Below are 22,359 nucleotides of genomic sequence, written 5' to 3' on the forward strand. Positions count from 1 at the left end.
CCGCATGGAAGAGCCCGAAAGCCGCCTGGAGGTCAGCATCACGCCGGAGGTCGAGGCGGGACAGTACGCCAACTTCGCCTCGGTGTGGCACACCCGCGACGGGTTCGTGCTCGACTTCGCGGTGATCACCCGCCCTCCGCAGCTGACCGAGGAGCCGGGGTCGGGGCAGGCGATCGTGCATGTCCCGACCAGGATCGTCAGCCGCGTCCGGATTCCGCCGAGCCAGGTCTTCGAGTTGATGAAGGCCCTGGAGCAGCAGCTGTCGGCCTACGAGAAGGAGATCGGCGGCTCGCCCTGAAGCTCCTCGGCGACCGCGGCGGCGAAGGCGTCGACGTCGGCCTCGGTGGTGTCGAAGGCGCACATCCAGCGCACCTCGCCGATGGCCGCGTTCCAGGTGTAGAAGCGGAAGCGCTTCTGCAGCCGCTCGGTGACGTCCTTGGGCAGGCGCACGAAGACCGCGTTGGCCTGCGCCTCCCTCGACAGCTCCACCCCTGGGACGTCGCGGACGGCCGCGGCCAGCCGTGCACCCATGGCGTTGGCCTGCCGGGCGTTGCGCAGCCACAGGTCGCCGGAGAGCAGCGCCTCGAACTGCGCGGACACGAAGCGCATCTTCGACGACAGCTGCATGAACGTCTTGCGCAGGTAGTCGACGCCGGTGGCCGCCTCGGGGTTGAGCACGACGACCGCCTCGCCGTACAGCAGACCGATCTTGGTGCCGCCGAAGGAGAGCACGTCCACGCCCGCGTCGGTGGTCAGCGCGCGCAGCGGCACGTCCAGCGCGGCGGCGGCGTTGGTGAGCCTGGAGCCGTCGAGGTGGACGGTCATCCCGAGCCCGTGGGCGTGCTCGCAGATGGCCGCGATCTCGTCCGGCGTGTAGACGGTGCCGAGCTCGGTGGTGTTGGAGATCGAGACGACCTTGGGCTGGGCCCGGTGGACGTCGCCGAAGCCCCACGCCTGGGTGTCGATGAGCGCGGGGGTGAGCTTGCCGTCGGGCGTGGGCACGGTGAACAGCTTGATGCCGCCCACGACCTCGGGCGCGCCGCCCTCGTCGGTGTGGATGTGCGCGGTGTCGGCACAGACCACGGCCTCCCACTGCTGGGTCATGGCGCGCAGCGAGACGACGTTGGCGGCGGTGCCGTTGAAGACCGGGTAGGTCTGGGCGCTGTCGCCGAAGTGGCGCTTGAACACGTCCTGCAGCGCCTCGGTGTAGACGTCCTCGCCGTAGGAGATCTGGTGTCCCTCGTTGGCCGTGACGATGGCCTGGAGGATCTCCGGGTGCACGCCCGCGTAGTTGTCGCTGGCGAACGCCTTGAGGGCGGGGTCGTGACGGGGAATCACTGGGTGAGGTCCAATCGGATGCCGTTGATCTCGTTGGCGGGCCGGTCGTAGAGCCCGGCGATCGCCTCGGCGAGGGAGTCGACGTGGGTGAACCCGGCGAACCTCGCGTCCGGCTTGGCGGCCTTCATCGCGTCGTTCAGCAGGGCCTTGACCACCAGGATGGTCGCCGCGGAGCCGGTCTCCTTCAGCGCGTCGGCCAGCGACAGCGTCCACGCCTCCGAGGCCGCCTTGGCGGCGGCGTAGCAGGCGCCGCCCGCGGTCGGCCGCTCGGCCGCCTTGGCCGACACGATCACGAACCGGCCGTTGCCGGACTTCCTGAGCAGCGGCTCGAAGGCCAGCGACACGTGCTGGAGCGTGCGGATCAGCAGGTCGTGCAGGACGGTCCAGTCGTCGAGGTCGGTGTCGGCGAAGGTCTTGCCGCCACGCCAGCCGCCGACCAGGTGCACCACCCCGTCGACGCGGCCGTGCTCGCGCTCGATCCGCCCGGCCAGCTCCTGGACGGCAGCGCGGTCGAGCAGGTCGACGTCGTCCTTGTCCACGCCGATGACCGTGTGACCATTCTTGGTGAAGTGCGTGGCGACGGCCTGCCCTGTCGGCCCGGCCGCACCCGTAATCAGAATGATCATGCTCGGATCCCCTTCGTGGACTCGACGACGTCACCGAGCTTACGGCGCAGCGCCTCGTAGAACATGCTCAGGGGGAACTCGTCGGGCAGGACGGCGTCGACCATGGCCTTCTGCTCCTCGGGCAGCTGACCGCTCTTCCACGCCGACCGCGGGTGCGGCTCGACGTAGGTGGTGACCAGCTCGTACGCGGCGATCCAGTGCGCCAGCTTGGCGCGGTCGATGCTGTCGCGGTAGAGCTTCTCCACCTCGCCGCGCAGGTCGGCCACGCCACCCGCGACGCGGTTCCAGTCGATCGACAGCCTGTTGTCCGTCCACCTGATGATGTCGTTGCGGTGCAGGTAGGCGAAGAGCAGCTGCCCGCCGAGCCCGTCGTAGTTGCGCACCCGGTCGCCGGTGATCGGGAAGCGGAAGAGCCGGTCGAACAGGATCGCGACCTGCACGTAGCGGGCGTGCGGCACCCCCGCGGCCTCCAGCTTCACCGCCTCGCCGAAGGCGGTCAGGTCGCAGCGCAGCTCCTCCAGCGAGTACAGCCAGTACGGCATGCGCTGCTTGATCATGAAGGGGTCGAACGGCAGGTCGCCGTGGCTGTGCGTGCGGTCGTGGATGAGGTCCCACATGACGAAGGTGTCCTGGGCCAGCTCCTGCGACTCCAGCAGCCTGGCCGCGTCCGGCGGCAGGTCGAGCTTGAGCGTCTGCGCGGCGGCGCTGCTCACCCTGCGGAAGCGCGCGGCCTCCCTGTCGGCGAAGATGCCGCCCCAGGTGAAGCGCTCGGGCGCCTGCCTGACCGCGACCGTCTCGGGGAACAGGACGGCGGAGAAGGTGTCGTAGCCGGAGGTGAAGTCCTCGAAGGCGATGGGCACGAACAGCGGGTTGTCGTAGCCGTTCGCCTCGAGCTCGGCCAGCCAGTCCGGCCAGATCGTGCGGATCCAGACCGCTTCGAGGTTGCGGTTGGGGTTGCCGTTCTGGGTGTACATCGGGAACACCACGAGGTGCTCCAGGCCGTCGACGCGCTGGGTGTCGGGGTGGAACAGGTCGAGCGAGTCGAGGAAGTCGGGCACGCCGAGGCCCTGCTCGAGCCACTTGGCGAGGTCGGCCTGGACGGCCCGCAGGTAGGCCGCGTCGTGCGGGAAGTAGCCCGACAGCTTGCCCACGAGGTCGGAGACGTAGCCGACGAGCGCGGCGCCCGCCTCCTTCTCCACCGGGATGGAGCCGTCCTTGACCTGGAGCGGGCGCAACTCCTCCACGACGGACTTGAGCTGCGTGAACAGCTCGGCCTTGGCGCTGTCCCGCGCCCCGGCCGAGCGAGCGGGGGACGGCACGCGGGCCGCCCACGTCACGACGTTGCCCCACAGGGTGCGGTGGTCGTAGTCGTCGATGGAGTCGTCGCCGAACAGGTCGGAGTCGGCGAACGCCACGACCTTGCCCTTGCCGTACTCGACGGCGACGGCCAGCGGCGCGCCCGCGGGGTCGGCGGTCGCGGAGGTGGTGAACAACACGGTGGCGTCCTGACCCGCGGTCAGCACGCCCGAGCGGTAGAAGCACGCGTTCTCGACGCCTGCGAGGAGACCGCCGCCGGCCGGGGTGCCGAGGACCCAGGTGGCCACGCCACGGTGGGAGTTGCCGGGGTCGCGCACGGTGGTGTGGGTCACGCCGATGCCGAACCGGGCGAGCAGGTCGGCCAGGTTGTTGCCGTACTTGTCCTGCTCCTCCTCGGCCAGCACGATCAATCCGCCGCCGTTGGTCACGAAGGACTGGATGGCGTCCAGCTCCTCGGGGCTGAAGACCGGGCTGCCCTGGCCCGTGGTGCGCTCCCAGCGCTGCTGCGACGGGTGGGCGATCACCAGGACGTCCTGCCCGGGCAGCGACTCCAGCCCGCCGGAGGTCACCTGATGCCCCAGGCGGCGCAGCAGGTCGGCCGCGCGCGCGTAGCTGTTGTCGTCGGGATGGGCGGGGTTCATCGCCTCGGCGGTCTCACGCCTGATCGTCCACGACTCGCTGTGCCCCTCGTCGAACAGCACCCTGGGGAACGTTCGCATGAAAATCTCCTGGAATAGAAGCCATCTAACGAAAAATATACACACAGAACGGGCATGCACCGCCATACCCTCCCGAATCGCGAGACAGCCCTCCTCCTGCGGAGGGAGAGCGGGTCGGCCCATGGACGGACGACCCGCGGACCGCGACTGCCTAGCGTGCCTGGCATGCTCAACAACCAGGTCACCTTCCGCAGAGTCGGATCGGGCGCGCTGCTCGTCGTCGCCCCCCTGTTCCAGGCGATCGCCGTCGTCGTCGACCCGGGCACGTGGGGAGACGACAGGGAGGCGGTCAGCTTCGGCGTCAATCCCACACTCGCCCAGATCCAGTCGGCGCTCTACCACTGGAGCTGGCTGCTGATGGCGGTGGCCGCGCTCGGCCTCGCGCACCTCACCAGGCAGCGGTGCACCAGGCTGGGACACGTGTCCGCCGCCCTGACCGTGGTGGGGTACAGCTCGCTGTCCGGCATGCTGATCATCGATCCGGTGGAGTGGTGGCTGGGCAGGCACTACCCGCCCGAGCGGGCCCAGCAGATCATGGACGAGATGCTGGACCTGCCGATCACGGTCGGCGCGTTCCAGCTGCCGTGGATGTTCCTCGGACTCGTCGGGCTCCCGCTGCTGACCGTGGCGGTGTGGCGGACCGGGTTCGTCGGGTGGTGGGTGCCGCTCGTGGTGACGGCCGGGTACCTGGGATCGTTCGCGGTGCCGTACGGGCCGCTGATCGTGCCGTTCTGGTCAGTCCCCGTGGTGGCGCTCGGCTGGGTCGGGGTGAAGATCCTCAGGATGGGCGACGAGGCGTGGGCCGCGTACTACCCGATGGCGGCGCCCGGCCGCACGACGCCGGACTCGTACGCGAACACGACCGCCTGAGCGCGGTCGCGCAGGCCCAGCTTCATCAGCACGCGTGCCACGTGCGTCTTCACCGTGGCCTCGCCGACGAACAGCTCACGGGCGATCTCGGCGTTGGTGAGGCCCCTGGCCAGCAGGCGCAGGACCTCCAGCTCGCGCGGGGTCAGCTCGGCCAGCTGGGGCGGCGGCGAGGGGTCGTGCCTTCCCGCGAAGGAGGCGATGACGCGGCTGGTCACCGCCGGGTCGAGCAGGGCGTCACCGGAGTGCACCACCCTGATCGCCTCCACCAGCTGCTCGGGCGGCGAGACCTTGAGCAGGAAGCCGCTGGTGCCCGCGCGCAGCGCCGCGTAGAGGTTCTCGTCGGTGTCGAAGGTCGTCAGCATCACGACCTTGGGCGGCGCCGGATCCTCGAGGATCCGCTGCGCCGCGGCCAGACCGTCCATGCGCGGCATGGAGATGTCCATCAGCACGATGTCAGGGCGGGTCCGCCTGACCACCGCGAGTGCCTCCAGGCCGTCGGCGGCCTCGCCGACGACGTCCATGCCCTCCTCGCTGTCGACGACCATGCGAAGGCCCACCCTGACCATGGCCTGGTCGTCCGCGATGACGATTCGAATGCCCACACGCGGAGATTAGACGTTTCGCGCCCTTTTGCCCATGGGGGTACAGCGGCCTCCAAGTCAGGCTCAAGTCAGCGCGACGCTCTCCCTGATCTTCGCCAGCAGGGCGGGGTCGCAGGCGCTCTCGGCACAGAAGTAGAGCAGGAGCGCGGGCCTGGTCGGCGTTTCGACGAGGTAGCCGGTCACCCTGAGCTGGCCGGTGTTGTCCGGGCCGCGCAGGTAGCCCTCGAACCGCGTGGCCGTACGGCCCCCGACCAGGTCGCCGGCGAGGGGGGCGGTGAAGGTCACCTTGCCGGGGAGCATGGTGTTGAGCGTGTCCTGCATGGTCTGCAGGTCGGCCTTGGGATCGAAGGTGTCGGCCAGCTGCACGTAGAGGCCGGTGGCGTCGGCCGGATCGAGCGCGTTGACCTCGCGCCAGTCGGCGCCGGGCCCCGCGACGAACAGCGACTCGAACTGCGCGGCGCGCGGCGAGGCGAGCGCGAACAGGTCCACGTGGGTCTTCGCGGTCCAGTCGTCGGGGTACTCGAAGGTCATCGGCACTGCGGCGGTCGGTTTGTAGGTCTGCGTGCCCTCGCCCATGTTGGACAGCACGAGCAGCACCGCGAGCGCGATCGCGGGGACGGCGGTCGCGATCCCGATGAGGATGGCGGGCAGCCTGCGCTTCCGCGCCCTGGCGGGTTTGGGCGACGAGGGCGGCTTGGGGGCCCTGGTCGGCTTCGCCGCCTTCTGCTTCGGCGCCTTGGGCTGCTTCGGCCGCTTGGCCGGCGCCGGCGCCGGCTGCTGGGGCTGGGTCGGCGCGACCTGGCCGCTGATGGCGTCGCGCAGGGCGCCGACGAAGGCCGTGCAGGACGGATAGCGCTGCTCGGGCGACTTCGCCATCGCCTTCATCATCACCCCGTCCACCTCCAGCGGCAGCTCGGGGCGCAGTTGCGACAGCGGCGGCGGCGACTCGGCCAGGTGCGCCCACAGCAGCGCGACGTCGTTGTCCCTCTCGAAGGGCATCCGGCCGGCCAGGGCCTCGTAGACGACGCAGGCCAGCGCGTACTGGTCGGCGCAGCCGTCGATGTGCTCCTTGTTGATCTGCTCGGGCGACATGTACCGGGGCGTGCCGATGAACTGGTCGGTCTGGGTCAGTCCCGAGATCGACGTGCGGTGCTTGGTGATGCCGAAGTCGGTCAGGTAGACGTGCTGGCTGGCTCCCTCGCCCGCGAGCAGGATGTTGGCGGGCTTCACGTCGCGGTGGATCAGATCGTGGGCGTGGGCGGCGTCAAGCGCGGCGGCCACCTGCGCGGCGATGCTGTTGACCTGGGCGATCGGTATCGGCCCCCGGTCGTAGATGAGGCGGCGCAGGTCCATTCCGTCCACGTAGCGCATGGCGATGTAGAGCACGCCGTGGTCGTCGGAGTTGGCCTCGTAGATCGGGATGATATTGGGGTGCTCGATGCTGGAGGCGGTTCTCGACTCCAGGATGAAGCGCTGACGGAACCGGTCGTCGACGGCGAGGATCGGGTTGAGGATCTTCAGTGCCACCCTGCGGTTCAGCCTCGGATCGAGGGCGAGGTAGACCACCGCCATGCCGCCTTTGCCGATGACGTCCTCGATGTAGTACCCAGCGACCTCCTGGCCGATCAGGGCTCTCTCGTTCACGTGCATCACGTTTCGATCGGGTGGCCGCAGTAGCCACAGAACCGGTGCGCGGGGCCCAGTTTCATGCCGCAGGACACACAGAACTTGACCTGTGGCTGCACCTGTGGCTGTTGTGCGGTCAGCACAGGTTGCGGTTGCGGTTGATGCGGAGTGACGCCGGGGAACGTCGGGGAACGTCTGTGCATCACGGTCGGGCTGGCGCCGTCCTCGGGCGGCGGCGATGACGACGGGACCGAGACCAGCGCCGGCGCCTCCTCTTCCTCCTCGGGCCCGGTCCTCCGACGCCACCACACCAGCAGCCCGACAACGAGCGCGATGGCCAGCAGGGCGGCGGCCGCGGCGATGAACGGCCACAGCGGGATCGTGGTGCTCTCGGGCGCGGCCTTGCGGACGCCGATGTCCTCGGCGCTGCCCTTCTTCGCCAGCGACTCCTTCAGGTGCGCCGCGGCCACGGGCTGCCCGGGGTAGAGATCGAGCACGCGCTGGAAGGCGGGCGCCGCGTCGGTGTAGTTCTTGGTGTGGAAGCGGGTGAGCGCGGCCTCGAAGGCGGCGTCGAGCGGACCTCTGCGCGGTGCGACCTTCGCCGCCGCCAGCGCGGAGGTGATCTCGCGGACGCCGATCATCCTGGCGTCGTTGCCGCCGCCGATGAGCATCCCGATGACGTGGCCGTCCTTGTCGCCGATCACGGGCGCGCCGAGCATGCCCTGATCGATGAGCTTGCCGAGCTTGACCGGCTCGTTGACCTTCTTCTTGGGGTCGGCGAAGGTGCGTCCGCCCTCACCGGCGCCGCCCTGGCCCAGGTGGGCGATGTCGATCTTGGGCGGCCGGTTGGGGGCCGGCCTGCCGAGGAAGCCGGTGACCGAGGTGGGCGCACCCGCCTTGTCCGGCACCTTGTCGGCCAGTGGCGCGGTGGGCAGCCCCACGCCGCCGTCGGCGCGGGAGGTCGGCCTGAGCACCGCGGGGCTCTGCGGGGAGTCGCCGAGCTTGACGACCTCGGCCTTGAACCCGCGCCCGTCAGCCGGTGAGATGTTCGGGAAAACCGTGATGTCGGGCTTGATGTCGATCAGGCAGGTCGACTTGTCGCTTGTTTTGTGGGCGTAGCAGAGCTCCAGGTGGTGGTTGAGCGTCTCGTCCTCGACCTCGTGCCTGTTGAAATCGACCGGGATCTTCGCCTTGTGGTAGTCGGCGAAAATCCTGTTCCCAGCGTAGATGTCCAGAGGCTTGTCGGTGTTGACCGCCTGGGTGAGCGTCACGATCCCGCCGTCGGGGTTGACGACGATGCCGGTGCCCGTCCCGATCGGCACCTCGTAGCTGCGCTGGACGTGGAGCAGCTCGCCCACGTGGTCGAGCAGGGTGATATCGATCTTGGCCGTGGCCTCCACCCGCACCACCGCCGGTGTGACGAGGTCGGTGATGCCACTGGGGTGCTCGTGCGCCATGGCCAGGGGCGTGCTCACCAGGACGACGGCCACCGTCACCACAGACACTGTGAGACGTCTCATCGTGAGCTCCCTACATGCGATAACACCAGCCTGCCCCCGGCACGCGGAAAGTCAATCGTGACAAGCGCTTGCTTGAGTCCTACGGTGTCGGCGTGGCCTACCAGATCGGTGTTGATGTTGGTGGAACTTTTACTGACGTCGTCTTGCGGGCTCCTCACGGCGAGATGTCCGTCGTCAAGTGCCTCAGTACTGCCGGCGACCCTCTCTCGGCCATCATGAGCGGTATCGCTCAGGTGCTCGGTAACGTTACGCCCGCGATGGTCACCAGGGTCGTGCACGCCACCACCCTGGCCACGAACGCGGTGCTGGAGCGCACCGGCGCGCGGGTGGCGTTCGTGACGACGAGGGGCTTCCGCTCCCTGATCCCGCTCGGCCGCTACGCGCGGGTCGAGGAGGACCGCTACGACCTGCGCTTCACCCCTCCCGTCCCGCCGGTTGCCGCCGAGGACTGCTTCGAGGTGGACGAACGCGTCGGCGCGGACGGCGCGGTGCTCACCCCGCTCTCCCCCGACTCGGTACGGCGGGCGGCCCGCGAGATCGCCGCCCGTGGCATCACCTCGGCCGCCGTGTGCCTGCTGCACTCCTACGCCAATCCCGCGCACGAGCGCCAGGTGGCCGAGCTGCTGCGGGAGTTCGTGCCGGACGTGGTGACGTCGTCGGAGGTGTGGCCGGAGCTCAGGGAGTACGAACGCGCCACGACAACCATCATGTCGGCCTATGTCGGGCCACTCATGGCGTCGTATCTGACCAGATTCCAGGCCGGTCTGTCCGCCCTCGGCATCACCGCCCCCGTGTACGTCATGGAGTCGGGCGGCGGCGTCATGTCGGCCGGCCAAGCGGCGCGGAGAGCGGTGGCGACGATCGAGTCCGGCCCCGCGGCGGGCGTGCTCGCCGCCTCGCTGACCGGGCACCCCGACGTGATCTCCTTCGACATGGGCGGCACCACCGCCAAGGCCTGTGTGATCAGGAACGGGCGGCCCGAGATCACCCACGAGTTCCACGTCGGCGGCAAGGGCAGCTTCGGCGGCCGTCGCGCCGGGACCGGCGTCCCCGTGCGGACCCCCGCCATCGACCTGGCCGAGGTGGGCGCGGGCGGCGGCAGCATCGCCTGGGTGGACGTCGCGGGCGCGCTGCGCGTGGGCCCCCGCTCGGCCGGCTCCTCCCCCGGTCCCGCCTGTTACGGCCTGGGCGGCTCCGCCCCCACCGTCACGGACGCGAACCTGGTCCTCGGCTACCTCTCCCCTCGCTCCTTCACGGCCTTCCCGCTCTCGGCCGAGCTCGCGGAGAAGGCCGTGGACCGGGTGGCGGGGACGCTCGGGGTGACGCGGGAGGCGGCGGCGCATGCCGTCCACGAGATCGTCGGGGCGACCATGGGATCGGCGGTGCACGTGGTGACCGTGCAGCGCGGGATCGACCCTCGGGGGTTCGTGCTGGTGGCCTTCGGCGGCGCGGGCCCGATGCACGCCGCCAGGGTGGCCGAGCGGTTCGGCATCGACACCGTCGTGGTGCCGGCCCTGTGCGGGGTGGCGTCGGCGGCGGGCCTGCTGGCGGGCGAGCTGTCCACCGAGCGCGTGCTGTCGGCCCTGTCGGCGCAGGACCCGGACGCGGTGTTCGCCGGACTGGAGGCCGCCGCCCGGGCCGACCTCGGGGTCGCGCGGGACGCGGCCGACGTGCGGGTGGAACGCTCGGTCGACGTCCGCTTCCGCGGGCAGGCGCACGAGCTCACCGTGCCCTGGGGCCCGTCCGTGGACTCAGCGTTCTTCCTGAGATATCAGCAGGTGTACGGCATCGCGCAGGAAGGCGAGATCGAGCTCGTCAGCTTCCGCCTGCGCCTCACCGTCCCGGCCGGGGACCGGTCCCCTGGCCCGCCCGGCACCAGGGAGGGCCCCGCCGGCGAGCGGGCCGCCACCCGCCTCGCCTACTTCGCCGAGTGCGGCGGCTACGTCGACGTCCCCGTGCTCACCCGCGCCACCATGGGCGCCGCCCGGGGTCCCGCCATCGTCGAGGACCCGGAGTCGACCATCGTCGTCCCGCCGGGCTGGAGCGCGGTCCCGGCCCCCGACGGGTCCGTCACGCTCACCAGGGAGGCCGGCGCGTGACCGCCGATCTGACCGCCGAGGTCCTGCGCAACGCCCTCGTCGTGGCGGCCGAGGAGGCGAGCGTCGTCGTGGTCAGGTCGGCGTACTCGACCTTCATCGTGGAGGGCTCCGACGCCAGCGCCGCCGTCCTCGACGTCCGCGGACGCCTGATCGCCCAGTCCATGGCGACCACGCTGATGAACAGCATGGCGCTCAAGGTCGCCCTTCCCGCCCTGCTGGCCGACCATCCTCTCTCCGGCATGCGGCCAGGCGACGCCTACGTCATGAACGACGCCTACCGGGGCGGCGTCCACACCAACGACCTGCTCGTCTATCGCCCCGTCTTCGTCGCGGGCCGGCCCGCCTACCTCACCGCCACGATGATCCACGTCTCCGACCTCGGCGGTCTGTCGGCCGGCGGCATGGCCCCCCTCGCCACCGACATCTTCCTCGAAGGCCTCCAACTGCCTCCGGTACTGCTGGCCACCTCGGCGGGGATCGTTCCCGCCATCGAGGCGATCCTGCGCGCCAACTCCCGCACGCCCGACAAGGTGATGGGCGACGTCCGCGCGCTCCTCGCGGGCACCGCCGTCGCGGCGGCCCGCGTGTCCGCCCTGGTCTCGGAGTACGGCGCGGCGGGCCTGGCGAAAGGCGTCGACGACTACCTCGACCACACCGAGGCCCGCACCAGGGCCGCGCTCGCCGAGCTGCCGCGGGGCCGCTTCGCCGCGTCGTACCCGATCGACGACGACGGCGTCCATCCCGACCGTCCGCACGTCGTCCGCGTCACCGTCACCCTCCCCTGCGAGTCACCGGTTCGAGAGGGAGGAGACACGGAGACCGGGCTGCCGAAGATCCCTCGCTCCCCGGGCACACCCGCGACAGGCCGCCAAGAGACACGGCTCCCAGAGACGGGCCTCCAGGAGACGGGCCTCCAGGAGCCGGAGTTCGAAGAGAGGGAGGGGGCGGCCGGGGCCCGAGGGGGTGCTCCCGTGGTGGTGGACTTCGCCGGGACCGACCCGCAGGTGCCCGCCGCGATCAACTCCTCGGCCTCCCAGTCGATGGCCGCCGCCGTCTTCGCCGTGCGCTGCTTCCTCGACCCCACGATCCCCATGAACGACGGCTGCCTGCGCGCCATCGACGTCCGCCTGCCCACCGGCTCCCTGCTCAACGCCACGCCCCCGCACCCCTGCGGCGGCCGCTTCGTGCCGATCTACGCCGCCATGGAGGCCGTCTTCCAGGCCCTCTCCGACGCGATGCCGGAGCGGGCCATCGCCGCCAGCGGCATCCTGCAGCCGTTCTCGATCGCCGCCGTGGGCGCGCCGTACTGGATCCACCTGTCCTACGACTTCGGCGGAGTCGGCGCGCGCCGCGGCCTGGACGGTCCCGACGCCACGGGCGTGCACTTCGGGATCGGCCGCAACTCGGTGCCCCAGGCCGAGCCGGTGGAGACGCGCTGTCCGCTGATCGTGGAGTCGGTCGAGACCATCCCCGACTCGGGTGGGCCCGGAATGTTCAGGGGCGGGCTCGGCTCGCGTACGGTGCTGAGGTTCCTGGCGCCCTGCCACGTCACCACCCGCGGCGACCGGCTGCGCCACGCCCCTCCCGGCCGCGACGGCGGGCGGCCGGGCCGGCTGGGCGGCTTCTTCAAACGCCACCTGGACGGCACGCTGGAACGCCTGCCGGCCAAGGCCGGCAACGTGCGGTTCGAGGAGGGCGAGGCGTTCGTCGTCGAGACGACGGGCGGCGGCGGCCTCGGCTCCCCCCTGGCCAGGGAGCGCGCCCTCGTCGAGGCCGACCTGAAGGCGGGCCTGATCACCGAACGGGGCGCCCGCGAGGACTACGGACTGCTCACCCCCGCCGCTTCACCAGCTCCGCCGGATCGAAACTGACCTCGAACGGCGTGGCGAGGGTGGCGAGCTCGCCCGCCTTGTGGATCACGGGCGCCTCGTAGGCGTCCTTGTCGAGCTGGTAGGTGTAGAGCGTCGGCCCCTCGGAGAGCTCGATCCGCCAGTAGACGGGGATCCCCGCCGCCGCGTAGGCCTCCCGCTTGAGCGCCCGGTCGCGCGCCTGCGTGCTGGGGCTGACGACCTCCACGGCCAGCAGCACTTCTGCCGGCCTGAACATCAGCCCGGCGGTCTCCACCGACTCCGTGGGCACCACCACGAGGTCGGGGATGTAGTAATTCCTGTCGTCCACCCGGAGGTTGACCGTCGAAAGCGGTTCAAGCGCGTCAGGAGCCGCGACGTCGAGGATCAGCTCGAGACGGCGGATGACTCGCTGGTGCAGGGGAAGGGGGGCAGGGCTCACGAGTAGGCTCCCGTTGAAGAGCTCGTAACGGTTCCCGTCGTCGGGGAACTTGAGCAGGTCGTCGACGGTGAACGGCGGCTCTCCTGGAAGAACCGTGCGCCTCGTGGTCGGTTCGGTCGTCGCCATCGCGGTCACCCATCCAGTATCGGGAGTCCAGCCCTTGCACACATGCTACTTCCCTGATTTCAGCTACTTTCCGTCACGAGGCCGCCACGAAAGGGCGCCCTGGCGGACCGCCGCGTGGACGGCGCGGGCGATGCGGGCGCCGTACGGCGAGCGAGGCCCGCCGAAGATCTCCTCGGGGCCGGATAAGGGGACGGCGACGCAGACGGCGTCCGAGGCGGTCCCCGTGCCGGGGAACCCGGCCTCGACCAGCGCCTGGGTCTTCGCCTCCGTGACGGTCATGACCGCGTTGACCAGTGCCGCGTCGGTCATCGGGACGGGCACGGTCACCAGGATGTTGATCGTGCCCACCCGCATGGGCGCCAGCTCGGGATCGACGTGTCCGGGATGCGCCGCGGCCCAGGTGGGCACGCGGAGCCCGACCGTGGCGACGGCCTCGACGCCGCCGTCCGAGCCCGTCGTGTAGCGGTCGACCGAGGCGGCGGTCATCATGCCGACCCCCTCGCCGCCGGGGCCGAGGCCGATCAGGTGGTCCACCGGGTCCATGCGCGAGTATCCGGCGGTGACCTGGGCGTTCAGCACCCACGAGCGCGGCCCGATGCCGCCGCCGAGCATCGCGGAGGAGATCATCCGCCAGCCCGGGCCGAACTCCCACAGCAGCGCGCCGAGGCGCTCGCCCTCCTCGGTGCGGTACGACAGCTTCACCGGCCCCTCACCAGGTGGACGACGGGCCGCCCGTCGGGGCCCGGCTCGATCTTGACATGCGCGTCGAAGTGCTTGCCGACCAGCGACTCGGTCAGCACCTCGGCCGGCTGGCCCGAGGCCACGGCACGCCCTTCCGCCAGGAGCAGGAGCCGGTCGGCGTACTGTCCGGCGAGGCTGAGGTCGTGCAGGGTGGTGATGACGGTGAGCCCGTCGGCGAGCCTGAGGTGGTCGACGAGTTCGAGCACCTGCTGCTGGTGTCCGAGGTCGAGCGCGGTGGTGGGCTCGTCGAGCAGCAGGACGGGCGCCTCCTGGGCCAGCGCCCTGGCCAGCACGACCCGCTGCCGCTCGCCGCCTGAGAGGTTCTCCACCCGCCGCCCGGCCAGCGCGGTCAGGTCGAGCCGGTCGAGCACCGAGGCGGTCACGTCCCTGTCCCTGCGGCTCTCGCGCCCCAGATAGGGGATGTACGGCGTGCGCCCCAGCAGCGCGTAGTCGAAGACCGTCATGTCGGGCGGCAGCCCGGGGGTCTGCGGAGCGAAGGCGACCGTCCTCGCCCGCTCCCTCGGACGGCCCAGCGGCGCCGAGTCGAACAGGACCGAGCCCTCGAACGGGACCAGCCCCATGATGGCCCGTAGCAGCGTCGACTTGCCCGCGCCATTGGGCCCGATGACGGCCAGCCACTCGCCCCGCCGTACCGTCAGATCGACCCCGGAGAGGACGGGCCGCCCGCCGAGGGTGACGGACACCCCCTCGATCTCGATCACATCTCCGCCCTCCTGGTCATGCGCAGCACGCCCACGAAGAACGGCGCGCCAATGAAGGCGGTCACGACGCCGATGGGCAGCTCGGCCGGGGCGATGACGGTGCGCGCGGCGAGGTCGGCCAGCACCAGGAAGGCGCCGCCGCCGATCAGCGAGAGCGGCAGCACGACCCGGTAGGAGCCGCCGGCGAGGCGGCGCACGACGTGCGGGACGACGATGCCGACGAAGGCGATGAGCCCGCTCACCGCGACGGCCGCCGCGGTGGCCAGGCAGGCGGCGAAGAGCACCACGAGCCGGACCCGTGCCGCCCTGACGCCCAGCGCGGTCGCCTCCTCGTCACCGACCGCCAGCACGTCGAGCATCCGCCCGTGCAGCAGGAGCAGGACGGACGAGACCAGCGCGTAGGGGGCGACGAGCGAGAGCTGGTCCCAGCCGCCGTGCACGTCGCCGAGGATCCAGGAGTAGATGCGCCTGAGCTCCTCGACCTTGAGCTGCTGCACGAAGGTCTGGATCGCGGTGAGGAAGGAGGTGACGGCGACGCCCGCCAGGACGAGGGTGACGGTGCCGCCCGACCGTCCGGCGGTGTTGCCGAGGGCGTAGGCGAGGAAGACGCCGCCGACCGCGCCCGCGAACGCGGCAGGCGGGATGGCGGCGCCGCCGCCCGGCAGGAACACGATCACCATCGTGACCGTGAGGCCTGCGCCCGCCGCGGCGCCGAGCAGGTAGGGGTCGGCCAGCGGGTTGCGGAAGACGCCCTGGTAGCCGCCGCCGGCCAGGGCGAGCAGGCCGCCGACCGTGGCGGCGACCAGCACCCGCGGCAGCCTGATCTGCCACAGCAGGCCCTCCTCGATCGGGGCGAGCCCCGCGTCGATCTGGAGGCCCGGCAGCCAGTCGAGCACCTGCAGCACGACCTGCCAGGGCGAGATGCCCGCCGCGCCGCCCAGCATCCCGGCGATCATGGAGAGCGCGAGGACGGCGAGGGCGGCCACGACCCAGACGGGCCTGGCCCTGGCGGGCACGTGCGCGGTCACCGGCCTCCGCTGGCCTTCTGCACGGCCTGGCCGATCGTGGTGGCCAGATCGACGATGCGCGGGCCCCAGCGGGAGGCGATGTCGTCGTCGAGCTGGACGACGCCGTCGTTCTTGACCGCCTTGAGCTCCTTCCACCCTGGCCTGGCGGCCAGCGTCTCCCTGCTCTGCTTGCAGCACTTCACGTCGGCGAGGAAGATCAGGTCGGGGTCGGCCTGGGCGACGAACTCGGCCGACAGCTTGGGGTAGCCGCCCGCCGCGTCGGGCGCCTGGTCGGCCACGTTGACCAGCCCGAACATCGAGTAGATCTGGCCGATGAAGGTGTTGGAGGTCGCCGCGTAGGGCGTGGTGTCGAGCTCGTGGTAGTAGGTGAGCTTCTTGCCGTCGGGCGCCTGCGCGGCCAGCTTCTCCATCGCCGACTTCATGCCTGCCACGACCTCGTCGGCCTTGGCCTTGTTGCCCGTGGCGAGGCCGAGATCGGTGATCTCGTCGTAGGCGTCGTCGATCTTGGTGGCGGCCGGCTCGACCAGGACCGGTACGTTCACCTTGGCCAGCTCGGCGGCGACCTTGTCGTCGGAGGCGATGACCAGGTCGGGCTGGTGGGCGATGATCGCCTCGACGTTCGGCTTGAAGCCCGACAGGTCGGTCTTGGGGGCCTCTGCCGGGTGGTTGGAGAGCGCGTCGACCGCGACGACCTGGGGGCCCGCGCCGATCGCGAAGAGGGACTCGGTGGCGGTGGGCGAGATCGAGACGATGCGCTCGGGCCGCTTGGGGATCGTGACCTCGCCGTTGGCCGCCTGGACCTTGGCGGGGAAGGCGGCGTCTGTCGCGGAGGAGGAGGCGGGGGCGGGGGCGCTGGACGCGGGAGCGCTGGACGGGGTCGCGCCGGTCTGGCCGCAGCCCGCCAGCATGACCGTTCCCAGCAGCGCGCCCGCGAAGGCCGTGCGTACGGGCCTCACGAGAAGTCCTTTCACATCGGAACCGAGAGACCCGCGAAAACGCGACGGATCACCCTTTTCCACGAGGGTTGATGACGTCAGCGCAGCGGCAGGCGACCTGGCTTTGACAGTTGCGGGACAGCGCCGGAATCACACCGGACTTCGCTGCGGCACTACGCGTCGGACAAACGTTATCAATCCTCCCCGCCAGGCCGAAGTCAAGGGGTCTGGGGTCAAGAGGTACCGAGCTGGGCCTCCGCCTCGGCGATGACTTCCTGCAGGTGCAGGCCGCGGGCGGCGTCGAGCGGGTGGCCGCCGCCCTGCCGTACCGTCCTGGCGAACTCCTCGGCCACGACGTGGAGCGGGTCGTCGTCGAAGTGGGGCAGGCGGGCGTTGCCGAGCGTGCCGTACACCTCGATGCGTTGCGGGGGCAGGTCGCCGCCCGCGGCCATGGACAGCGACGCCTCGCTGACGGCGCCGCTCTCGTGCTCGAGCAGCAGGCCGACCCAGCGGAGCGGGTCGCCGTGCGCGCGCACGCCGACCACCCTGCCGAGCGCGGCGTCGAGGACGTCGATGACGTGCGGCCCGACGTCGAGCAGCGCGCCGCGCTCGAGCCGCCACGGGGTGGCGAAGGGGCCTGCGCCGGTCAGCGCGCCGGAGATGTTGGCGGCGTGGCCGCCGAACGCCTCGATCTGGGCGCACCTGGCGAGGAAGTCCCTGGTCTGCGGCGCGTAGCGGAGCGTGAGCAGCATCTGGGAGGGCACGCCCGCCTCGGCCACCGCCTCGGCCAGCCGGCGCGCGCCGTCGAGGTCGGCGGCGAGGGGCTTCTCCAGCAGCAGCGCCTTGCCCGCCCTGGCGGCCCGGACGGCCAGCTCAGCCTGGACGGCCGGCGGCACGCAGAACGCCACCGCCTCGACCGCGTCGAACAGCTCCTCGATCCGCTCGTAGACGGGTGCGCCCAGCCTGGCCGCGGCCTCGGGACGGCGCGCCCACACGCCTGCCAATCTGGTGTACGGGCCCTTGGCCAGCATCGGCGCGTGCGCCATCTCCGCCCACGGGCCGGCGCCGATCAATCCTACCGCGACAGGCTCCATGATCTTCACTCTAGGGCCTGCGCCGCGCCGCGCACCACCGGGCCGTCACGGCGGCTCACCACTCCACGAGCAGGGACGGCAGCCCGCGCCCGACGATCGACCTGCGGTAGGCGACGGGCGCGCCCGGCGCCAGCCTGAGTCCGGGAAGGCGGCGGCCGAGCACCTCCAGGGCGGTGCGCAGCTGGAGCCTGCCGAGCGCGGCGCCGACGCAGAAGTGGATGCCGTAGCCGAAGACCAGGTGCGCGTCGGCGTTGGCCCTGTCGATCACGAAGGTCTCGGGGCCGGGGAAGACGCTCTCGTCGTGAGCGGCGGAGTCGGTCGACAGCAGCACCAGCGCCCCCGCCGGAATGGTCACGCCGTGCAGCTCGACCTCGGCGGTGGTGTGGCGGAAGGAGCCGAGGGAGGCGCCGTCGATCCGCATGCACTCCTCTACCGCGTTCGGGACCAGCGAGGGTCGCACCGGCCACGGCCCCTCGCGCAGCAGGCGCAGGACACTGTTGCCGAGCTGGTTGGGCACGGTGTCGTTGCCGCCGAGCAGGATCGTGGAGATCAGCTCGACGACCTCCCGGTGGGTGAGCTCCTTGCCGATGAGGGAGGTCATCAGCGAGGTGAAGTCGTCCTGGGGGTCCTTGGCCCTGGCCGCGACCAGCCTGTCGACGTAGTCGAGGTAGGTCAGGAAGCTGTCGGCCAGCTCCAGCTGCCTGGCGGGCGGCTGGGGCGAGAGGAACAGCTGGAACCAGTCCTTGACCTTGTGCTGGACGAACTCCTCGTCGGACTCGGGCACGCCGATGAAGGCGGCGGTGAGCTTCACCGACGGCTCGTGCGCGATCTCCTGGACGAAGTCGGCCGCGCGGCGCCGTACGAGCCGGTCGAGCAGGTCCTCGTTGAGGTCGCGGAAGCGGCGCTCCATGGCGGCCACCGCGCGCGGGGTGAAGGCCCGCGAGACCGAGCGGCGCAGGCGGGTGTGGTCGGGCGGGTCCACGTTGGCCACGAAGCTGGACAGGAACGAGCCGTGCTCGCCCAGCTTCGCCCTCGTCTCCTCGGTGAGGCTGCGCGAGATCGTCAGCGAGCCCCTCGACGAATAGACGCGCGGGTTGCCGTAGGCGGCGCGCACGTCGGCGTACCTGGTCAGGACGTACGCGCCCAGGTGCGCGCTGCGGAAGACCGGCTGCTCGTGCCGCAACCTCCTCAGGAAGTCGTACGGCGCGGCGACGTGCCAGTCCTGGGTGACGTCGAAGTCCATCCGAGGATCCTCCGCGGGTTGTCGACGAGCATCTGGTGGATCTGTTCCTCGGTCACGCCGCGCCTGCGCAGCTCGGGCAGGACGTCGGCGGGGATGTGGAGCAGGTGGTAGTTGGGGTGGCGGCGCCGTACGACGTCGGGGTCGAACCTGTCGTTGAAGCAGTAGGAGTCGTGGGACAGCACGAGCCTGCCGGCGTGACCGCGCTCGCACAGGGCTGCCACCACCGCGCACCTGGCGTCGAAGGAGCTGATCGTCTCGATGCCGAAGCGGTCCATGCCGAGGTAGGAGCCGGCGGCGAGCAGTTCCTCCAGGTACGCCAGGTCGGTGGAGTCGCCGGCGTGGCCGATGACCACCCTGGTGAGGTCCACGCCCGCCTTGGCCAGGACGCGCTGCTGCTCCAGCCCGCCCGGCTCGGCGCTGTGCGTGGTGATGGGCGCGCCCGTGGCCAGGTGCGCCTCGGCCGCCGCCCTGAAGACCCGCTCGCAGCCCTTGGTCATGCCGAGGTGGTCGGAGGCGCACTTGAGCATCGCCGCCCGCACGCCCGTGCGCCCGATGCCCTCGGTGAGGTCCCTGACGAAGAACTCCGCCAGCCGGTCGGGCCCGCCGAACAGGCTGCCGGGACCGCGGTTGCCGAAGTACGGTGGCAGCGCGTCGTAGGTGTAGAGCCCGGTGGCCACCACGATGTTGACCTCGGTCAGCTCGGCGACCCGCTGGACGGCGGGGACGTAGCGGCCGAGGCCGACCACGGTGAGGTCCACGATCGTGTCGATGCCCGCCGCCTTGACCGCGTCGAGCTTGGCGGCGGCCTCGCGGGCCCTGGCCTCCAGATCCCAGCCCTCGGGGATGTCGGGCCAGTTCCAGAGGATCTCGGGGCTCAGGCCGAAGACGTGCTCGTGCATGAGCGTGGCGCCGAGGTCGTCCACCTGGCCTTTCACCGTCACAGGCACGGGAACCTCGGGTGGTCGAAGGGCTGGTTCACCGCGAGCCCGAGCCCGTCGGTCTGGCCGTACGGCATGCCGGTGTAGAGCGCGTCCGCGTCGAAGTAGGTGGCGGTGAACGACAGCCTCGGGCTGTCGCGCCGGTTGGCGGGCGCGCCGTGCACGGTCAGCGCGTGGTGCACGGTCGCGTCGCCCGCCCTGAGGTCGAGCGGCGGCGAGGTCTCCAGCTCCTTGAGCCAGGGATGCTGGGTGAGCTGGTCGTCGCCCGCCCTGGTGAAGCTCCTGCCGAGCAGGCCGTGGCGGTGCGAGCCGCTGTAGAAGCGCAGCGAGCCCATGTCGGCGGGCACGTCGACCAGCGCGAGCCAGACGGTCAGCATGGCCGAGCGGTCCATCGGCATCCAGGGGAAGTCCTGGTGGAACTCGGTGGCGCCGTGCTCGCCAGGCGCCTTCACCAGCAGGTTCGTCACCTGCAGCCGCACCGAGGCGACGCCGTGGAGCAGCCGCACGGCGTTGGCGGCCAGGGCGGCGCTCAGCTCGCCGAACAGCGGGTCGTCGGCCGCGACGTCGCGCGACTGGCCGAAGGCCTGGTCGACCAGGGTGGCATGGACCCTCGACCGCTCGCCGAGCCGGGCCAGGGCGCGCTCGCGCAGGACGGCCACGCCGCCGGGGTCGAGCAGGCCGGGCAGCCGCACCCAGCCGTTGGTGTGGAAGAAGGCGACCTCGTCGTCGGTCGCGGGGCGCACGTCCATGCCCACAGTGTCTGAGCAAGCGCTTGGTAACACAAGATTGAGTAGGGACCTACTCATGCGCCGGATTCGCCGGGGGCGGACTCTCGGGACATGACCAGCCTCGACACGACTCCCCGGTCGGGAGCCGACACCTTCGCCCGATACGGCATGATCGCCTCCGCGATCATCGCGCCCCTGGCGCTCGGACTCGCCCTTCTCCTCGCCCCCGGCAGCATCACCACCGAGGGCGCGGCCTACGTCAACGGCTTCCTCGCCGAGGCGGGCTCCTACCCCGCGTCCGCCTGGCTCTCGGCGCTCAGCGCGATCACCATCATCCCCGGCGCCCTGGCCGTCGCCAGGGTCGCCCGCGCGGGCCGGCCCGCGCTCGGCCTGGTCGCCATGATCCTCGCCTTCGTCATGATCGTGCCCGTGGGAGGCAACTCCGACGACGTGCTGTACGCGGGCGTCCAGGCGGGCGTGGACCCCGCCACCCTGAGCAAGATCTACACCGCTTACGGCGAGAGCCTGCCCACCTCGGTCTTCGGCATGTCGTTCTTCCTCGGCCTGCTCGGCTTCCTCCTGCTCGGTGTCGCGGCCCTGCTCGGCAGGACCGCGCCCACGTGGGCGGCGATCACGCTGATCGTGGCTCCGGTGCTGGTGCCCGTTCCGTGGTTCGCCGGGCTGAGCGACCTCGCCGCGGGCGGCGCCTGGGTGCTGATGGCCGTCGGCATGGGTGGCGTGGCGCTCGGGCTGCTCAACCAGCGCTGACCGGCGCCCGCCTGGCCGTACAGGACCGGAGGGGTGTCCTGTACGGCCTGGCCGCGTCCGCGGCTCCGGCCTAGGGTATGAACCAAACGCTTGGCCGGGAGGCATGGATGCGGCGGTTCAGGTTCGCGGCGGTCGTACGGCAGGCGGAGTCGGGCAAGGCGTGGGCGGAGCGGGCCAGGCGGCTCGAGGCCACCGGCTTCGACGCGCTCCTGGTCCCCGACCATCTCGTCGGCCCCCGTCTGGCGCCCTTCGCCGCGATGACGGCGGCGGCCTGCGCCACTTCCAGGCTCAGGGTCGGCACGCTGGTGGTCGCCAACGACTTCAGGCACCCCGCGGTGCTGGCCAAGGAGAGCGCCACCCTCGACCTCCTCTCCGACGGCCGCCTCGAACTGGGGCTCGGCACCGGCTGGATGGCGGCCGACTACGCCGCGGCGGGGCTGCGGCTCGAGCCTCCCGGCGTGCGCGTGGCCAGGCTGGCCGAGGCGGTGACCGTGCTCAAGGGGCTGTGGGGCGAGGGCCCCTTCTCCTTCACCGGCGCGCACTACCGGATCGAGGCGCTCGACCAGCACCCCAAGCCGGTCCAGCGCCCGCACCCCCGCCTGCTGCTGGGCGGCGGCGGCCCGCGCATGCTCGCCCTCGCCGCCCGCGAGGCCGATGTGATCAACCTCGGCATGCGCGTGCGCGCCGACGGCACCGGCCCCGACGGCGCCGACGCGGGCCGCGCGGCGTTCCTCGCCAAGCTCGCCCTCGTCCGCGCGGCCGCCGGAGACCGCTACGACCGGCTGGAGCTCGGCACGAGCATCCAGCGACTGGGCACGGCGAAGCCGGTGGAGTCGTGGAGCGCGGCCGACCCCTCGGGGCAGGGCGAGACGCCACAGGTGCTGCTCGGCACCCATCGCGACCTGCTCGACCAGCTCCGCCACTGGCGGGACGAGCACGACCTCTCGTACTTCGTCCTCCACCACGAGCGCGATCTCGACGCCTTCTCCCCGATCGTCGAGGAGCTGTCCGGCCGCTGAGGCGATGCCGC

Annotated in this window: 21 protein-coding genes; 6 read left to right on the plus strand and 15 right to left on the minus strand. The window is 71.3% G+C overall.

All coding sequences use genetic code 11. From position 1 onward, the window contains the following. Window positions 1-4: 4 nt before the first annotated feature. Entirely contained in the window at window positions 5-298 is a 294-nt protein-coding gene (locus H4W81_RS22270) for a DUF3467 domain-containing protein (RefSeq protein WP_192776602.1), read from the plus strand. On the opposite strand, the gene H4W81_RS22275 is transcribed toward H4W81_RS22270, so the two are convergent. Genes H4W81_RS22275 through H4W81_RS22285 form a run of 3 tightly spaced genes read right to left on the minus strand, consistent with a single transcriptional unit; the run spans window position 268 to window position 4,000 of the window. Beyond that, window positions 268-1,338, minus strand: a complete 1,071-nt coding sequence (locus tag H4W81_RS22275; RefSeq protein WP_192776603.1) for a threonine aldolase family protein — start codon at window positions 1,336-1,338, stop codon at window positions 268-270. The two genes, H4W81_RS22270 and H4W81_RS22275, sit on opposite strands and share 31 nt — an antisense overlap. After that, window positions 1,335-1,964 carry an SDR family NAD(P)-dependent oxidoreductase gene (locus tag H4W81_RS22280; RefSeq protein WP_192776604.1) on the minus strand — a complete coding sequence of 210 codons (630 nt, stop codon included), beginning with the start codon at window positions 1,962-1,964 and terminating at the stop codon, window positions 1,335-1,337. Before H4W81_RS22280 ends, H4W81_RS22275 begins: the two co-directional genes overlap by 4 nt. Continuing rightward, window positions 1,961-4,000: a DUF6421 family protein gene (locus tag H4W81_RS22285; protein WP_192776605.1), complete on the minus strand. Its 2,040-nt coding sequence runs from the start codon at window positions 3,998-4,000 to the stop codon at window positions 1,961-1,963. Before H4W81_RS22285 ends, H4W81_RS22280 begins: the two co-directional genes overlap by 4 nt. Window positions 4,001-4,165: 165 nt before the next feature. Here H4W81_RS22285 and H4W81_RS22290 point away from each other — a divergent pair, with 165 nt between their 5' ends. Further along, the gene (locus H4W81_RS22290) at window positions 4,166-4,870 is read left to right on the plus strand and encodes a hypothetical protein (RefSeq protein ID WP_192776606.1); all 705 of its coding nucleotides are present in this window, start codon (window positions 4,166-4,168) and stop codon (window positions 4,868-4,870) included. Here the strand turns inward: H4W81_RS22290 and H4W81_RS22295 are convergent. The 3 genes from H4W81_RS22295 to H4W81_RS22305 form a co-directional block, all read right to left on the minus strand. Further along, window positions 4,810-5,472: a response regulator gene (locus H4W81_RS22295; protein ID WP_192776607.1), complete on the minus strand. Its 663-nt coding sequence runs from the start codon at window positions 5,470-5,472 to the stop codon at window positions 4,810-4,812. The two genes, H4W81_RS22290 and H4W81_RS22295, sit on opposite strands and share 61 nt — an antisense overlap. Before the next feature lie 63 nt (window positions 5,473-5,535). After that, complete coding sequence (locus H4W81_RS22300) at window positions 5,536-7,122, minus strand: serine/threonine protein kinase (protein WP_192776608.1); 1,587 nt, start codon at window positions 7,120-7,122, stop codon at window positions 5,536-5,538. Continuing rightward, on the minus strand, window positions 7,122-8,618 hold the full coding sequence (locus H4W81_RS22305; RefSeq protein ID WP_192776609.1) for a hypothetical protein: 1,497 nt from the start codon (window positions 8,616-8,618) through the stop codon (window positions 7,122-7,124). The genes H4W81_RS22300 and H4W81_RS22305 overlap by 1 nt, the downstream gene beginning before the upstream one ends. Window positions 8,619-8,710: 92 nt before the next feature. Here H4W81_RS22305 and H4W81_RS22310 point away from each other — a divergent pair, with 92 nt between their 5' ends. Together H4W81_RS22310 and H4W81_RS47450 are read left to right on the plus strand one after the other, a co-directional pair. After that, entirely contained in the window at window positions 8,711-10,717 is a 2,007-nt protein-coding gene (locus H4W81_RS22310) for a hydantoinase/oxoprolinase family protein (protein WP_192776610.1), read from the plus strand. After that, window positions 10,714-12,588 carry a hydantoinase B/oxoprolinase family protein gene (locus H4W81_RS47450; protein ID WP_318781883.1) on the plus strand — a complete coding sequence of 625 codons (1,875 nt, stop codon included), beginning with the start codon at window positions 10,714-10,716 and terminating at the stop codon, window positions 12,586-12,588. The genes H4W81_RS22310 and H4W81_RS47450 overlap by 4 nt, the downstream gene beginning before the upstream one ends. Here H4W81_RS47450 and H4W81_RS22325 read toward each other — a convergent pair. The 9 genes from H4W81_RS22325 to H4W81_RS22365 all read right to left on the minus strand — a co-directional run bounded on the left by H4W81_RS22325 (window position 12,548) and on the right by H4W81_RS22365 (window position 20,582). Further along, window positions 12,548-13,132 (minus strand): Uma2 family endonuclease, encoded by a 585-nt coding sequence (locus H4W81_RS22325; RefSeq protein WP_192776611.1) that lies wholly within the window; start codon window positions 13,130-13,132, stop codon window positions 12,548-12,550. The genes H4W81_RS47450 and H4W81_RS22325 overlap by 41 nt on opposite strands. 63 nt (window positions 13,133-13,195) lie before the next feature. After that, complete coding sequence (locus tag H4W81_RS22330) at window positions 13,196-13,834, minus strand: adenosylcobinamide amidohydrolase (RefSeq protein WP_192776612.1); 639 nt, start codon at window positions 13,832-13,834, stop codon at window positions 13,196-13,198. Then, window positions 13,831-14,595, minus strand: a complete 765-nt coding sequence (locus H4W81_RS22335) for an ABC transporter ATP-binding protein (protein ID WP_192776613.1) — start codon at window positions 14,593-14,595, stop codon at window positions 13,831-13,833. The genes H4W81_RS22330 and H4W81_RS22335 overlap by 4 nt, the downstream gene beginning before the upstream one ends. Beyond that, window positions 14,592-15,623, minus strand: a complete 1,032-nt coding sequence (locus tag H4W81_RS22340) for a FecCD family ABC transporter permease (RefSeq protein WP_318781884.1) — start codon at window positions 15,621-15,623, stop codon at window positions 14,592-14,594. Before H4W81_RS22340 ends, H4W81_RS22335 begins: the two co-directional genes overlap by 4 nt. After that, entirely contained in the window at window positions 15,620-16,579 is a 960-nt protein-coding gene (locus H4W81_RS22345) for an ABC transporter substrate-binding protein (RefSeq protein WP_192776614.1), read from the minus strand. Before H4W81_RS22345 ends, H4W81_RS22340 begins: the two co-directional genes overlap by 4 nt. A gap of 212 nt (window positions 16,580-16,791) precedes the next feature. Then, window positions 16,792-17,652 (minus strand): Gfo/Idh/MocA family protein, encoded by an 861-nt coding sequence (locus H4W81_RS22350; RefSeq protein WP_192776615.1) that lies wholly within the window; start codon window positions 17,650-17,652, stop codon window positions 16,792-16,794. A gap of 55 nt (window positions 17,653-17,707) precedes the next feature. Continuing rightward, window positions 17,708-18,895 carry a cytochrome P450 gene (locus tag H4W81_RS22355; RefSeq protein ID WP_192776616.1) on the minus strand — a complete coding sequence of 396 codons (1,188 nt, stop codon included), beginning with the start codon at window positions 18,893-18,895 and terminating at the stop codon, window positions 17,708-17,710. Then, window positions 18,841-19,836, minus strand: coding sequence for a phosphotriesterase family protein (locus H4W81_RS22360; protein WP_318781885.1), 996 nt, complete (start codon window positions 19,834-19,836; stop codon window positions 18,841-18,843). Before H4W81_RS22360 ends, H4W81_RS22355 begins: the two co-directional genes overlap by 55 nt. After that, the gene (locus H4W81_RS22365) at window positions 19,833-20,582 is read right to left on the minus strand and encodes a phytanoyl-CoA dioxygenase family protein (RefSeq protein WP_192776617.1); all 750 of its coding nucleotides are present in this window, start codon (window positions 20,580-20,582) and stop codon (window positions 19,833-19,835) included. The genes H4W81_RS22360 and H4W81_RS22365 overlap by 4 nt, the downstream gene beginning before the upstream one ends. Before the next feature lie 90 nt (window positions 20,583-20,672). Here H4W81_RS22365 and H4W81_RS22370 point away from each other — a divergent pair, with 90 nt between their 5' ends. Together H4W81_RS22370 and H4W81_RS22375 are read left to right on the plus strand one after the other, a co-directional pair. Next, complete coding sequence (locus H4W81_RS22370) at window positions 20,673-21,329, plus strand: hypothetical protein (RefSeq protein WP_192776618.1); 657 nt, start codon at window positions 20,673-20,675, stop codon at window positions 21,327-21,329. Window positions 21,330-21,436: 107 nt separating this feature from the next. Further along, complete coding sequence (locus H4W81_RS22375; protein WP_192776619.1) at window positions 21,437-22,348, plus strand: TIGR03621 family F420-dependent LLM class oxidoreductase; 912 nt, start codon at window positions 21,437-21,439, stop codon at window positions 22,346-22,348. The last annotated feature ends 11 nt before the right edge of the window (window positions 22,349-22,359 follow it).

It is taken from the genome of Nonomuraea africana, assembly GCF_014873535.1.
Lineage (GTDB): Bacteria > Actinomycetota > Actinomycetes > Streptosporangiales > Streptosporangiaceae > Nonomuraea > Nonomuraea africana.